The sequence below is a fragment of the Polynucleobacter sp. UB-Piko-W3 genome, assembly GCF_018881635.1.
In the GTDB taxonomy this organism is placed as follows: Bacteria; Pseudomonadota; Gammaproteobacteria; order Burkholderiales; family Burkholderiaceae; genus Polynucleobacter.
This window is the reverse complement of record NZ_JACVPY010000002.1, coordinates 435704-450143: the sequence shown is the minus strand read 5'-3', so window position 1 is coordinate 450143 and position 14440 is coordinate 435704. Positions and strand designations below refer to the sequence as shown.

Below are 14440 nucleotides of genomic sequence, written 5' to 3'. Positions count from 1 at the left end.
TTATTTTGACTGATTTGCCAAATTTTTGTTCGCCTTGGGCAATACGCCAAAGCAAAAGCCGCGACTCTTGAGATTAATGATGAGCTGCTCTAATACGGCCGGAGCCCAAGGATCCTTTCTGGACCAAATACCTAAGTGGGCCATGGTGATATCACCATCTTTGATCTCGCGACTAGCCTTTTCCAAAAGAGTGCTATTTGGGTACTTATCAGAGTTGAGCTCATCCCCCAAAAAACCACTCGGCGCCCAGCCAAAGTGTTGATAGCCACACATATCCCCCATCCGAATCAAGTTTGGTGAGGTTTTACCGCCAGGCGCGCGCCAGATCTTTTGCAATGGCTGGCCTGTTAACTCTACAAAGCGAAGATCTACCCGACGAATCTCTTTGCACATGGATGCTTCGTTGTAAAGCATTGTCATGCCAGCCTTAGGCCCAAACTGAGGCTTCACAAAAACTTCGCCTTGGGGTCCATCTTTGACTAAATAAGTGTGGTCGTAGGTATGACTGCCAAAGTGGTGTCCTTCTTTAAGCCGCTCTTGCCAATAGACTTTCCAGGCATCATCAAAGGCAAAGTCGCCACGGAAAGTCTTTTCGTTGGAGAGGAAAAAAGTTGCTTTGACCTCTTGGCGCTTGAGTATCTCAGCCACTTTTTCAGCAACAGCCATATTGCCAGTATCAAATGTGAGGTAAGTCGTTTTATTACAGTTAGCTGTTTGGGCGTTGGCGCTCAATCCCAAAAAAGTGATCAGCAGCGCTACTGTGAGTTGGGTAAGTTGCCCGTACTTCATGGTGAATATTATTCCCAGGAAGCTCTGGGGTAAAAGAATACGCCATGCGGAGATTTACCCACTGGAATCACCGTCATTAATTTCATGGAGGGGATATCAATCACGCCGACTTTTTTGGCAAAGCGTAGCGTGACCCACAAGGTTTTGCCATCAGGAGTAATTTCCATATCATCTGGACCAGCAGGAAGACCAGTAATATCGCCAATCTTCTCTAGAGTTTGCATATTGATTAGGCTAATAGAGGATGCAATACGATTGCTGACAAATACATGCTTCTTATCACCTAGTGGGCGAAAGTTATGGGCGCCCTTGCCAGTGAGGATACGCTTGACTTCTTTGCGCGCCTTCCAGTCAATCACCTGGACAAAGTCTTCGCCAGTAATGCCCACTAATACATACTGATCGCCTGGTGTCATCCATAAGCCAGCAGGAACCTTACCTGTAGGCATCACCCAGAGCACACTTTGTGTTTCTAGATCAATTGCTGCAAGCTGATTGGAATCTTGTAATGTAATGAAAGCAATTTTGCTATCTGCTGTAAATGCAATATGACTCGGTGTCTTTGCTAACTTCACTGTTTTAGCTAGCTTGAGATCAGCGCCATTAGCTGCATAAATATCGACACGGTCTAAACGATTGCCGTTTGCTACAAACCATTTGTGATTGGGTGAATACCCAATTTGGTAAGGATCAATGATGTTTGGAATTCTACCGGTTAATTCACCAGTGCTTGGGTTCATCAACACTACATCATTGCCTACGGCATTGGCAATCAATAGTGTTTTTTCATCTGGGGTCAACATCAGATGATGGGGCTCCTTACCAACAGGAATTGTTTTAATCACCTGGCGGCTTGGCATATCAATCAAACTCACTGATGCTTCGCCTGAATTGAGAATCACTGCTAGCTTTGGCTGATTAGCCCCAGAACTTGGTATGGGAGCAGTTTGCGCAATAGCAAAATGATTTGCTGAGAATAGGGTCAATAAAGAGATAATTGCAATATTGCGAAAACCTCTAATCGTGATAAATGTGTACATTCCGCTATTGTAAGCAATCAAGACTCAATTAAAGACCTCTAAAGCCTGATGGATTTTAACTAGCGCAAGCTAGCTAATACCTTTTCGAGTCGCTTTAGGGACATTGGGGTGGGAGTTTTGAGCTCTTGAGCATATAAAGCCACCCTCAACTCCTCGAGCTGCCATCGAAAATCCTGCAAAGCTTGATCCTCGGTCATGGCATAGGAGGCAGATCCCTTGCTTCCTTGTAATAACTTTTGCCAAGGTCTTGCAACTGACTCCCAATCTTTTTGGCATTGGGCATCGCGGCTGGGATTAGAGCGTAACTTATCGATTCTCATGGCAATCGCTTTGAGATAACGCGGTAAATGCACAAGCTGTCCATAAGGAATTTGGGCAACAAACTGGGGAAAGATCAAAGCTTGTATTTGGGTTTGCATATCTGCATAAGCTGCCGTTGAGGATGCTTTTGCACTAGCCATCTTCTTTTGCAAATCAGCATGAGCTTGTAAGGCATTTAAGGCATGGCGTGAGACCTCTTGAGCAATCAGCGCCAATCGGGGTTTACCAGCTTGCAAGCGTTCTGTAAATTGCTCCGCATTGACTGGAAGTGGCTCACTCATAAATGCACGCTCTAGTGCCAGATTGAGAATTTGCTCGATTAATCCCTCTACTGAACCAATATTGATAAAGAGCAATCCTAATTCTCGAATACCAGGTAATTGTTTTTGCAATGCTTTTAGGGTGTCTTTGTTACTGAGAGTAAATAGTCGACGTAATCCTAGGTGATGCTGTTTTCTCGCTTCTAGCAAGTCATCAAAGACTTCTAGATCACAGTAGTCTCCTCGGTCAACTAATGCGGGATAACCGAACAAGGTTTTATTCCCTTTTTGAATTTCTAGAGTTTCCGGTAGCTCGCCAAACTCCCAAGAGCGATAGCCGCCCTGCTCAACTGAGCGAGCCTTCTCATGAAATTGGGTGCCGGTAGCTTTAGGAGGATCAACTCCCAGCTCCACTTGGGCAGTCTCTTGGGCGATTGCCTGGAAAGCACTACGAGCAGTTTCTCCGTACTCAGCACGAAGACGGGCGAGATTTCTTTCGACTTCAAGTTGACGGCCATGCTCGTCTATGAGCCTAAAGTTCATTGACGAATGCAAAGGAAGCGATTCAGGCCTAAAGTCAGTACGCTTAATTTCTAAACCACGCTCTTTACGAATATCGCTAATTAAGCTATCTAAAAAGTCGCCCATGCCAAATTGTTTTTCATCTAACTTGCGCTCTAGGAATGACTTTGCATAGTCAGGGAGTGGCACACAATGACGGCGTAATTTTTGCGGTAGGGATTTGAGTAGTAGTAGCACCTTCTCTTCGCACATGCCTGGCACTAACCATTCGCAACGACGGCCATCGACTTGATTAAGTTGCGTGAGCGGCACTACTAAAGTAACTCCGTCTTTTGGGCTACCCGGCTCAAAGTGATACGTCAGATTAAGCTCCGCACCGCCTACCAACATCTTTTTAGGATAGCGATCAACCGTAATGCCAGCAGCCTCATGGCGCATCAAGTCTGCTTTTTCAAGTCGTAACTGGCTATCTAGGTTGAGTTCTTTCTTAAACCAGGCTTTGAGTCCTTCGCGATTACAAACTTCTTTCGGAATACGTGACTCATAGAAAGCAAAGAGCAGATCATCATCTACCAAGACATCGGGACGCCGTGAGCGATGCTCCAGTGCTTCGATTTCTTTAATAAGGCGACAGTTATGCCAGAAGAACCCAAAGAGTCCGGGATATTGTTTTTTGGCATCAGCCTCTGTTTCACGATAGAGGGCTGGCGTATCCATACGCCCGAACATTTCTTCTTGCACTAAAGCTTGGCGAATAAATAATTCTCTGGCTTCTTCTGGATTGTGCGGTTCATAGCGCACCCGTCGGCCATGATAGATCGGTAGGCCATATAAGGTGCCACGTTCAAATGCCATGACCTCACCCTGACGGTTATCCCAAAAGGGGTCGCTCAGGGATTTAATCAGGCGATGCGCTGCAACCCTCTCAACCCACTGCGGCTCAATCTTGGCAATCGTGCGAGCATACATACGACTGGTTTCTTGTAGCTCACCTGCCAATATCCAAGCCCCTGCCTTTTTGCCAATCGTTGAGCCTGGCCAGATAAACGGCCGAATGCCACGGGCACCCACATAACCACCAGTCTTACTATTGCGGTCTTGAGACTTTTCATCTTCTTCTTTTTTAGCAACATAACCTAGAAGGCCTGTGAGTAGAGATAAGTGGACTTGCTCATAAGTTGCTGCAAGGCCATTTTCTTTCCAGCCTTTTTCCGCAAGCATGGTGTGCAGCTGACTATGCACATCTCGCCACTCACGTAAACGGCGTGGCGATAAGAATTTACTTCTGCATAAGCTTTCTAGTTGACGATTGCTCTGTTTATGTTGCAAAGCATCTTGATACCAATGCCAGAGTTTTACAAAACTAAGGAACTCAGAGCGTTCATCTACAAACAGCAGGTGCGCTTGATCTGCAGCAGCGCCCTGATCCATCGGTCGCTCACGCGGATCTTGGGTTGCCAAGGCAGAGGCAATGATAGTCACTTCTCTTAAGGCATTCTGCTCTTTAGCAGCCAATAATATTCTGCCAATCCGAGGATCTAGCGGTAGGTCAGCCAACTGCTTACCAATTGCCGTGAGCTTAAAGCTATTGTTAATGTCTTTGCCATCAGAGGCATCGGATTCATCAAACTCAATAGCACCCAATTCATCAAGCAGTTGTACGCCATCGGTAATGGCTCTGCCCAATGGTTTATCAATAAATGGAAAGTGCTGAATTTTTGGCAAACGGAGTGAACTCATCCGCAGAAGTACCGCTGCTAATGAGCTACGCAGAATTTCTGGGTCAGTAAATTTAGGGCGGCTTTGATAATCAAGCTCGCTATACAAACGAATGCAAATACCATCCGATACCCGGCCGCAGCGCCCCGCTCTTTGATTAGCGGCCGCTTGCGAAATCGGTTCAATCTGTAATTGCTCCACCTTATTACGATAGGAATAACGCTTGACTCTAGCTAAGCCACTATCAATCACATAGCGAATGTTCGGCACTGTTAAGGATGTCTCGGCAACGTTGGTTGTCAGGATGATGCGACGACCATTACCGGGGCTAAAGACTCTTTCTTGCTCGGCTACCGATTGACGGGCAAACAAGCTGAGAATTTCTGGATGAAAGCGTTGTTGCAAAACATGATCCTTGCGCAGCGCCTCTGCACAATCCCGGATCTCCCGCTCGCCTGGTAAAAAGACCAGTACATCTCCAGCCCCTGATGCGCCTTCACGCCAAACATTGGCGATTTCTTCTGCGACTGTTTCTGGGATTTCCTTAGCAGTCTTAGATTCTTTTTTACCGTCGGGTTTAGAGTCCGGCTCCAGCGGGCAATACCGTTGCTCCACCGGAAAGAGACGGCCGCTCACTTCAATCACGGGGGCCACCTTACCGTTGATCGCAAAATGCTCTGCAAAACGCTGGGCATCGATCGTGGCTGAGGTAATAATCAATTTAAGATCGGGCCTCTTGGGAAGTAACTGCCTTAAATAACCCAGAAGAAAGTCAATATTCAGACTGCGTTCGTGGGCCTCATCGATGATGAGCGTGTCGTAAGCATTGAGCTGAGGATCGCGCTGCGTCTCTGCTAGCAAAATGCCATCAGTCATCAACTTAATCGAAGCGGTATTACTTGTTTTATCTGCGAAGCGCACTTGATAGCCGACATCCTGACCAATGGGGGAGCCTAGCTCTTGGGCAATTCGCTTGGCTGTGGCAGTAGCTGCTATGCGGCGAGGCTGGGTATGGCCAATCAACTTGCCGCCGTTGATGGTGCCTCTACCAAGGTCCAAACAGATCTTCGGTAGCTGGGTAGTCTTACCTGAGCCGGTCTCTCCACAAACAATCACTACTTGGTGATTCTGCAGGGCATCCTTGATGATTTGCCTTTGACCAGAGACGGGCAATTCTTCCGGAAAGCGGATCTCTAGCCTGCGTGAGGTGTTGGAAGCAGGCACAGGCTTTGGCATTGCTTTGGGTTTTTGTTGGTTTATGGGCTCTTGCACCCTATAATTTTCTCACTATGCCAACAAATGCACCGAACCAGGCCTCAAGTGCCGAAGAATCTACCTCCAACTTCCCCTTTGTAGGGTGGTTGCGCGATGTTGCGCCCTACATCCATAGCTTCCGTGAAAAGACCTTTGTCATCGCCTTTGCTGGTGAGCTCGTTCAGGAAATTGGTCTTGAGAATCTGATTGAAGATATCGCCATGTTGCATGCCATGGGCATGCGAATTGTTTTGGTCCACGGCATTCGTCCACAGATTGAAGAGCAGCTGACCTTACGCAAGATTAAGAGTAAGTTTGGCAAGACCGCTATGCATAGCTATCGGATTACCGATGCCGCTGCACTTGAGTGTGTCAAAGAAGCCGCTGGTGAATTGCGTCTTGATATCGAAGCTGCGTTTAGTCGTGGCTTACCAAATACTCCAATGGCAGGATCGCGTATTTCCGTTATCTCTGGAAACTTCATCACTGCAATGCCAGTAGGTGTTGTTGAGGGCACTGATTACATCCATACAGGTTTAGTACGTAAGGTGGACTCTACTTCTATTACGCAGTCTTTGGATAGCAATAAGATTGTCTTACTCTCACCTTTAGGTTTTTCTCCTACTGGGCAGGCATTCAATCTGGCCTATGAGGATGTGGCAGCCTCTACTGCTGCCGCTCTTAAGGCAGATAAGTTGATCTTCTTAAGCCCCTATAAAGGGCTTCATGATGCAGAAGGTGATTTGATTACCGAGCTGTCATTACCTCAACTCCAAGACTATATGGCCCAGAAGAAGGATTTAGATATCGGCATGAAGAGCTTGCTCAATATCTCTGGAAGAGCTATCAAAGCAGGAGTAAGTCGTGTTCACTTCTTGCCATGCAATCAAGATGGTGCATTACTTGAAGAACTCTTTACCCACGATGGTATCGGCATGATGCTGGCTTCTTCTGATATTGAGAACTTGCGCGAAGCCAATCAAGATGATGTGGGCGGTATTTTGCAATTGACGATGCCACTAGAGGATGAAGGTATCTTGGCAGCTCGTGGTCAAGATGTGATTGAGCGTGATATTCAGCGCTTCTCAGTGATTGAACATGACCGCGTTCTCTTTGGCTGCGCTGCCCTCTTCCCTTTTCCGAATGGCGTTGGTGAACTAGCTTGCCTGGCGGTTGATCCTGATGTTCAAGGCTCAGGCGATGGCGAGCGACTTTTGAAGCGAGTTGAAATGCGCGCCAAACAAGAAGGCATTAAAAAATTATTTGTTCTCACTACGAGAACCGAGCATTGGTTCTTAAAGCGTGGCTTTAAGCGGGCAACAGTAGAAGACTTGCCCGAAGAAAGAAAACAGATTTACAACTGGGACCGTAAGTCCATGGTTTTAACTAAAGATCTATAAGAAAAAAGAGATCAATCAGAAAGGTATTACAGATGGCACGCATGGTTCAATGTATCAAGCTCAATAAAGAGTCCGAAGGAATGGATTTTGCCCCGCTTCCAGGTGAGCTGGGCAAAAAGATTTGGAATCAAGTATCCAAAGAAGCTTGGGCTGCATGGTTAAAGCATCAAACCATGTTGATTAATGAAAACCGCCTCAATATGGCTGATCCTCGTGCTCGCCAGTATCTTCTCAAGCAGGTTGAGAAGTACTTCTTTGAAGGTGGCGCGGATATGGCAGAAGGCTACACCCCGCCAGCAGAATAAGCTACTGCTTGAGAGCTATTGCAGCACAGCATTAATAAATACATAAAACTTGTTCCCAGCTGTTGACTCTCTGAATAGCTAGGCATAGGATGTAATCGTAGCAAGGCAGATATAGTGCCCCGCTACATTGGCGAAAGCCACTTCAGAATGAGTACATCTATGCACTCATAGGCTAAGGAACTAAATACCTTCCGAGCGCCTGCGCCATGCAAACCATGGCAAACAACCCGATGGGGATGCCCCGTCGGGTTTTTTTATCTCTAAAGCACTAATCTTTCTAAGCCAGAAGCATTGCTGACCAGCAAGAGGTTTGCTTTTTCTTTAGCAAAGAGTCCAACTGTGATCACGCCTGCAATTTGATTGATTTGCGCTTCCATCTTGATGGGGTCAGCAATCTTTAAACCTGCCACATCTAAAATCCACCCGCCGTTATCCGTAACAAAGGGCTCGCTTGGAGTTTGATTTAAATCAGCATGGGTATTTTTAGCCAGGCGGAGCGTGACCTTACCGCCCAATTTTTCTAATTCTCTACTCACTATGCCCTTTGCTAAGGGGATGATTTCTACTGGCAGCGCAAAGTTACCCAGAACGGCAACCTGCTTTGATGAATCACAAATGCAAATGAATTGCCTAGCCATCGATGCGATAATTTTTTCGCGCGTCAGAGCCCCACCGCCACCTTTAATCATGTGACCTGCTGGATCAATTTCATCTGCACCATCGACATAGGCAGGTAAATCAGTCACGTCATTGAGGTCTAGAACCTGAAAGCCATGCTTGAGCAAGCGCTCGGTTGTTGCGTTTGAGCTCGATACCGTTCCTGCGAAATGATCTTTATGAGGGGCTAAAGCATCAATAAAGCAATTGGCGGTTGAGCCTGTGCCAACCCCTAAAATTTGCCCGGCAGGCAGTTTTAAGACTTCATCCCGCGCTGCCTCGCCCACCATTTGTTTGAGTTGATCTTGGTTCATATGCCTGCTAAACGCCCTTATGCCTTGACTGGAATGGAGTCATTAATACATCTATCATATGATATTCAAAAGAAACTCACTTCAGCAAACAAGATAATCCATGAATAGCACCTCTTTAGCCCCTAACCAACTAGAGCAGCTTAAAAAGCTCACCACGGTGGTTGCCGACACGGGCGACTTTGAGCGCATGCAAGAGTTCCAACCGCAGGATGCGACAACCAATCCATCGCTCATTCTCAAGGCGGCCCAGCAAAGTAATTATCAATCCCTAGTGCAGTCCGTTAAAGATGCCCATCCAGGAATGAGTCCCACTGATTTGGTGGATTACATTCTGGTTGCGTTTGGTTTGGAGATCCTCAAAATTGTTCCAGGTCGCGTTTCTACCGAGGTTGATGCAAGGCTTTCTTTTGATACCAAAGCGACCGTTACTAAGGCCAAGCACCTGATTTCTTTGTATGAGTCACATGGGATTGATCGCAAACGCATCTTGATCAAACTTGCTGGCACTTGGGAAGGCATTGCGGCTGCAAAAGAATTAGAAGCCGCAGGCATCCATTGCAATATGACTTTGCTCTTCTCCTTAGTGCAAGCGGCAGCTTGTGGTGCAGCAAATGCAAAGTTGATTTCCCCATTTGTGGGACGCATCACTGATTGGAATAAAGCAAAGCTCGGCGCCAATTGGAATGATGCTAGTCATGGTGCTGCAAATGATCCTGGCGTGACTTCAGTCAAGAAAATATTTAGCTATTACAAACACTTTGGTATCTCTACTGAAATCATGGGTGCGAGCTTTCGCAATACCAGCCAGATTCTGGAGTTAGCAGGCTGTGATTTATTGACGATTAGTCCAGAGCTTTTGGCAGAACTACAAACTAGTAGTACTGTAGTTAGCAAAAAGCTGGATGCAGGTAGTGCTCGCCATGGAAACATCACTCCATTGAAGCTCGATGAGTCCAGTTTTCGCCTGCAATTAAATCATGATGCAATGGCCACTGAGAAGCTGGCTGAGGGTATTCGTAATTTTTGTATCGATACAGAAAAACTAGAAGCCTTGCTCGCTAAGTAAAGCTTCTAACTGCCTGCTTGTCTTGCTATTTAGCAGTATTAATGCCTAGCAAGTTATAGGCTGGACAAATTCTGAATACGCCAGTTACTAGAGGAATGATTCCAATCCATGCCCACGGTCCAGCAATGCCAAAGGCTGCTAAACCGATGAGAATAGCGCCAACGGTAATGCGCAGAATACGGTCAGTGTTGCCAATATTGCATTTCATATAAGGCCTTTCAGTAAACTTACTTGGCAGCTTTGTTGCTTGCTTTCGCTAGGCGCTGTCTTAATGCCTCATACAAGCATACGCCACTTGCAACAGAAACATTCAAACTTTCAACTACACCCTGCATTGGGATGCGGACGAGCTCATCACAGGTCTCTTTTGTCAGGCGACGCATGCCCTCACCCTCTGCTCCCATCACAATGGCAATAGGGCCGGTGAGATCAAGGTCATAGATAGACTTTTCAGCTTCATCATCGGTACCCACTAGCCAGACGCCAGCTTCTTGCATCTCTTTCATACTGCGTACGAGGTTAGTCACAGTAATGACTGGCATTACTTCAGATGCGCCGCTCGATACTTTACTTACCGTTGCATTAATTGAAGCAGAACGATCTTTTGGAATCACGACAGCATCAACCCCTGCGCCGTCTGCAACACGCAAGCAGGCGCCAAAGTTATGAGGATCGGTAACACCATCTAAAACGAGGAATAAGGATTTCTTCTGTGCACTCTCAGCATCCTCAACTACTTCAGTGATAGTTCGCGCAATCGTCATTTTTTCAGCTAAGGCAACAACGCCTTGGTGACGATCATGACCAGTCAACTTATGTAAGCGTTCAGCATCAGCAGCATGCAAGCGCTCACCCAAAATCTCTTCAGCTTGTTTTAAAAAATCACCCATCCTTCTATCGCGACGACTAGGATCAAAGTACACCGACTTCAGGCTATCTGGGTCAACGCGTAAACGCGCCTGAACTGCATGAAAGCCAACTAATATTTGTTTCATGTGTTTTATTTACTCTTTATTTGCGGCGGGCATTAGTACTGCGGACTGGCGGCTTACTGCCAGCAGGCTTGCCAACAGATCGGCCTGGCTTTGCTTTTCCATTCTTACGACTAGCTTTGCTCTTCGATTGATTGGCACTCAAATTACCTGCAGACTTTGCAGCATTTACATTAATGCCGCTAGGCTTTTGGGGAGCTTTACTGGAAGGACGACTCTTCTTGGATGCGGCTTTCTTATTGGGTCTTCCAGTATCAGTCGCTAGTATTAGCTGGCGACGGCTAGATGAGCCACCCACTTCAGCGCCTATCGACTTCACCAGACTAAATTCAATCTTACGGGCATCTAGATCTACACGACTAACCAGAACATGTAAGCGATCACCCAAGCGATAGCGAATGCCAGTTCTCTCTCCGCGTAATTCTTGCCTAGCCTCATCATATTGGAAATAATCGCCCCCAAGTTCAGTAACGTGGACCATACCTTCTACAAAGAGATTCTCGAGCTGAATAAATAACCCAAAGTTCGCAACGCTCGTTACAGTGCCAGCATATTCTTGACCTAAATGGTCTCGCATGTAATAGCACTTGAGCCACGCCTCAACATCACGCGAAGCTTCATCAGCACGACGCTCATTCGATGAACAATGCACGCCCAATTGACCCCAAATAGGGAGGGCTGCATTAGCCCCTTTAGGTGTTTTAACCCCTTTAGCGGTATCGGCTTTCGCATCGCTATGAGACTTCTTGGCATTGACTGCATTTAGACGACCCTTGCCTTTGCGAGGTAGCGTTAAATTTAAGGGGACCGTTGGGGACAATGCCGGGACATAAGGCTTTTTCTGCAGAATCGACTTAATCACACGGTGCGTGAGTAGGTCTGGATAGCGGCGAATGGGGCTGGTGAAATGTGAATACGCTGGATAAGCTAAGCCAAAGTGGCCTTCGTTATCTGGCTGGTACATCGCTTGTTGCATAGAGCGCAAGACTACTGACTGCAGCATATTGGCATCAGGACGATCCTTGATCTCACGCATCAATTTTGCAAAATCACGTGGCTTTGGTTTTTCACCACCACCTAGTGAAAGGCTGGAGGTTCTTAATACTTGGCGTAAGGTCAATAACTTCTCTTCAGAAGGCTCACCATGGACGCGATACAAACTTAAGTGTTTATTTTTATCAATGAAGTCAGCAGCGCAAACGTTGGCCGTCAACATGCACTCTTCAATTAAGCGGTGTGCATCATTACGAAGGCGTGGCTCAATCCGCAAAATCTTGCCAAGCTCATTACTAATGATCTGAGTCTCAGTGGTTTCAAATTCGATAGCGCCCCGCTTCTCACGAGCCGCTAGTAAAATCTTATATAAGGAGTACAGATTGCCAAGCAATGGGCTGAACTGTGCAAAACGTGCAGCCTCAGGCCCCTTACTATTCGAGAGAATCTCCCAAACCGTGTCATAGGTGAAACGCTGGGCAGAATGCATGACCGCAGGATAGAACTGATAGGCTAAGACAATGCCGTTGTTATCCACTACGGAATCACAGACCATGCATAGACGATCTAAATTAGGATTGAGGGAACATAAGCCATTGGAGATCTTCTCGGGGAGCATCGGAATGACGCGTCTTGGAAAATAGACCGAAGTAGCCCGTAACAAACCTTCATCATCCAATGGGTGACCTGGCTTGACGTAATGGGAAACGTCAGCAATCCCAACAATTAAACGCCAGGCCTTGGTCTTGCCGTGCATGATCGGCTCGCAATAGACAGCATCATCGAAGTCTCTGGCATCAGCGCCATCAATTGTGACTAAAGGGATATCTCGTAAATCAACACGACCCTCTAAGTCTTCTTGCTGCACAGAATCTGGGAGTGCGGCGGCCTCTTTCATGGCGGCAGCTGAAAACTCGTGGGGCACACCATACTTACGTACAGCGATCTCAATCTCCATGCCTGGATCATCAATCTCGCCCAAGACTTCAACCACGCGACCAAGGGCTTGGCGATAGCTATCTGGGTAATCGATGATCTCCACACTAACGACTTGACCCAGTTTTGCTTGACCCTGCCCTTTAGGAGGAATCAATATGTCATGGCCAATGCGGTTATCTTCTGGGGCAACAATGAGTACGCCATTTTCATTGAGGAGGCGACCAATCACGACTTTGTTTGCATGTAGTACTACTTCGACGATCTGCCCCTCTGGGCGGCCACGTCGGTCTGTTCCTAATACTTTGACGTTGACTCTATCGCCATGCATGACGCGAGACATCTCTCGTTCAGAGAGAAAAATATCTTCACCACCATCATCGGGAATGACAAACCCAAATCCATCTCGGTGGCCTTGGACTGTTCCTAAACGATCAGCCTCACGTGGCACCAAGTCTTTTGCTTTACGCATTTAATTCCTTCGGCAATACATGCCCTTGCTATTTATCTATTGATATCTATTTTTGTTATGAATAAGCCTACTGTATCAAACCATTGAGTCTGCAGGGGAAAAGCCAAATTAGCCTAGATCAGCCTCTGAAACAGCCATCCCCCTATAATAGAGGCATGCCCAGGTGGCGAAATTGGTAGACGCACCAGCTTCAGGTGCTGGCGATCGTAAGGTTGTGGGGGTTCGAGTCCCTTCCTGGGCACCAAACACTCTCACTTGACCTTATATGGGGTCAAATCAGCGGATTGCAAGTGGCCTTGTTTTCCTCTCCTCTTCCACACTCTTTATCAGGCAAACCAAAACCGTGCTGCTGTAAAGACTGCCATGCCAATCACCAGGGTTGGAATCATTTTCTTGCTGAAGTAGAAAGCAATCATCGCCGCCATTCCACCCCAGATATTCGGAAGTCGTAGATTGAATTCCGTAATACTGGAGGCACCTACAGGCAAAAAGATTTCTGGCGCCAAAATAGCAATCAAGGCAGCCAAAGGCGCATAACGAATTGTCTCCAAGACCCATTCTGAAACCTTGATGCGATTACCAAGCAGAATAAAGAAACTACGCGAGACAAAAGTCACCGCAGCCAGTCCAATGATGAGATAGGCAATTCTCATGCTAGCGTCATTACTCATGAGAGTACTCTTTGTTTTGGAGATTTATCTAATATGATCCCCACGAATAATGCAGCAGCAATTGCCAGAATAATATTGAGTCTGTATGGAATACCATACGTCATCACCGCAACAGCTCCCGCCGTGACTGCGGCCCACTTGGCTGAGGTCCGATCTAGCATCGGCCCAATAATGACAACTAAAGCAACAGCACCAGCAAACTCCAATCCCCAATCATTCGGAATTTGACTAGCCAATAAAATTCCTGTGATAGAGGCGATCTGCCAAGCAATCCAGTTAGCGGATTGAAAACCTATCATTGAATACAAGCGTAAATGCTCTGGATCAGCAGCTAGCTCCTCCTTGGTCTCTGGCTTTGGAAAGCGTCTGAGATGCGCTAGATAAGAGAAATCGGTAGTGAAGTAGCCCAGCAGAATTCTGCGCCAGGTGGATAGATAAGAAAAATGCGCCTGCAGTCCAAGACTAAAAATAACAAAGCGCAAGTTCACCATGAAAGAAGTCACCAAGATCACCCAAATGGGTGCGCCCACAGCAATCAAAGGCAGTGCGGCAAGTTGAGCTGAACCGGCATAGACCAGCAGACTCATTGCAATGGCTTGTTGTACGGTTAATGTAGACTTGGCCATGGCAATGCCTGTCACAACACTCCATGTCACGATGGTCACGGCAGAATGGGACATCCCCCTAAAGCCACGGATAAATTCTCGCTGTTGTGCTGGCGTCATATGG

The 14440-nt window shown here is 46.9% G+C and carries 12 protein-coding genes and 1 tRNA gene; 4 read left to right on the top strand and 9 right to left on the bottom strand.

Features of this window, described 5'->3' with window-relative positions; translation table 11 throughout:
* The 3 genes from ICN31_RS02585 to hrpA all read right to left on the bottom strand — a co-directional run bounded on the left by ICN31_RS02585 (position 1) and on the right by hrpA (position 5887).
* The gene (locus tag ICN31_RS02585) at positions 1–789 is read right to left on the bottom strand and encodes a polysaccharide deacetylase family protein (protein WP_216258282.1); all 789 of its coding nucleotides are present in this window, start codon (positions 787–789) and stop codon (positions 1–3) included.
* A gap of 8 nt (positions 790–797) precedes the next feature.
* A complete protein-coding gene (locus ICN31_RS02580) occupies positions 798–1787 on the bottom strand; it encodes a cytochrome D1 domain-containing protein (protein ID WP_370624322.1) in 990 nt (329 codons plus the stop codon).
* Between the two features lie 101 nt (positions 1788–1888).
* Positions 1889–5887, bottom strand: a complete 3999-nt coding sequence (hrpA, locus tag ICN31_RS02575; RefSeq protein ID WP_216861389.1) for an ATP-dependent RNA helicase HrpA — start codon at positions 5885–5887, stop codon at positions 1889–1891.
* 53 nt (positions 5888–5940) lie between these two features.
* On the opposite strand from hrpA, the gene argA reads away from it, so the two are divergent.
* Together argA and ICN31_RS02565 are read left to right on the top strand one after the other, a co-directional pair.
* Positions 5941–7305 carry an amino-acid N-acetyltransferase gene (gene argA / locus ICN31_RS02570; RefSeq protein WP_216258278.1) on the top strand — a complete coding sequence of 455 codons (1365 nt, stop codon included), beginning with the start codon at positions 5941–5943 and terminating at the stop codon, positions 7303–7305.
* Positions 7306–7337: 32 nt separating this feature from the next.
* On the top strand, positions 7338–7610 hold the full coding sequence (locus tag ICN31_RS02565; RefSeq protein WP_216258276.1) for an oxidative damage protection protein: 273 nt from the start codon (positions 7338–7340) through the stop codon (positions 7608–7610).
* Positions 7611–7870: 260 nt separating this feature from the next.
* On the opposite strand, the gene rpiA is transcribed toward ICN31_RS02565, so the two are convergent.
* Positions 7871–8581 (bottom strand): ribose-5-phosphate isomerase RpiA, encoded by a 711-nt coding sequence (gene rpiA / locus ICN31_RS02560; protein WP_216258275.1) that lies wholly within the window; start codon positions 8579–8581, stop codon positions 7871–7873.
* A gap of 100 nt (positions 8582–8681) precedes the next feature.
* Here rpiA and tal point away from each other — a divergent pair, with 100 nt between their 5' ends.
* Entirely contained in the window at positions 8682–9647 is a 966-nt protein-coding gene (gene tal / locus ICN31_RS02555; RefSeq protein ID WP_216258273.1) for a transaldolase, read from the top strand.
* A gap of 25 nt (positions 9648–9672) precedes the next feature.
* Here the strand turns inward: tal and ICN31_RS02550 are convergent, their stop codons facing one another.
* Genes ICN31_RS02550 through rnr form a run of 3 tightly spaced genes read right to left on the bottom strand, consistent with a single transcriptional unit; the run spans position 9673 to position 13040 of the window.
* A complete protein-coding gene (locus ICN31_RS02550) occupies positions 9673–9855 on the bottom strand; it encodes a DUF2892 domain-containing protein (RefSeq protein ID WP_216258271.1) in 183 nt (60 codons plus the stop codon).
* A 19-nt stretch (positions 9856–9874) separates the two neighbouring features.
* Positions 9875–10642, bottom strand: a complete 768-nt coding sequence (gene rlmB, locus ICN31_RS02545; protein WP_216258269.1) for a 23S rRNA (guanosine(2251)-2'-O)-methyltransferase RlmB — start codon at positions 10640–10642, stop codon at positions 9875–9877.
* Between the two features lie 16 nt (positions 10643–10658).
* On the bottom strand, positions 10659–13040 hold the full coding sequence (rnr, locus tag ICN31_RS02540; protein WP_216258267.1) for a ribonuclease R: 2382 nt from the start codon (positions 13038–13040) through the stop codon (positions 10659–10661).
* Between the two features lie 157 nt (positions 13041–13197).
* On the opposite strand from rnr, the gene ICN31_RS02535 reads away from it, so the two are divergent.
* Positions 13198–13284 (top strand) — tRNA-Leu (locus ICN31_RS02535).
* Between the two features lie 82 nt (positions 13285–13366).
* Here the strand turns inward: ICN31_RS02535 and ICN31_RS02530 are convergent.
* Together ICN31_RS02530 and ICN31_RS02525 are read right to left on the bottom strand one after the other, a co-directional pair.
* Positions 13367–13711: an AzlD domain-containing protein gene (locus ICN31_RS02530; protein WP_216258265.1), complete on the bottom strand. Its 345-nt coding sequence runs from the start codon at positions 13709–13711 to the stop codon at positions 13367–13369.
* Positions 13708–14436 carry an AzlC family ABC transporter permease gene (locus ICN31_RS02525; RefSeq protein ID WP_216258264.1) on the bottom strand — a complete coding sequence of 243 codons (729 nt, stop codon included), beginning with the start codon at positions 14434–14436 and terminating at the stop codon, positions 13708–13710. The genes ICN31_RS02530 and ICN31_RS02525 overlap by 4 nt, the downstream gene beginning before the upstream one ends.
* Positions 14437–14440: the final 4 nt, after the last annotated feature.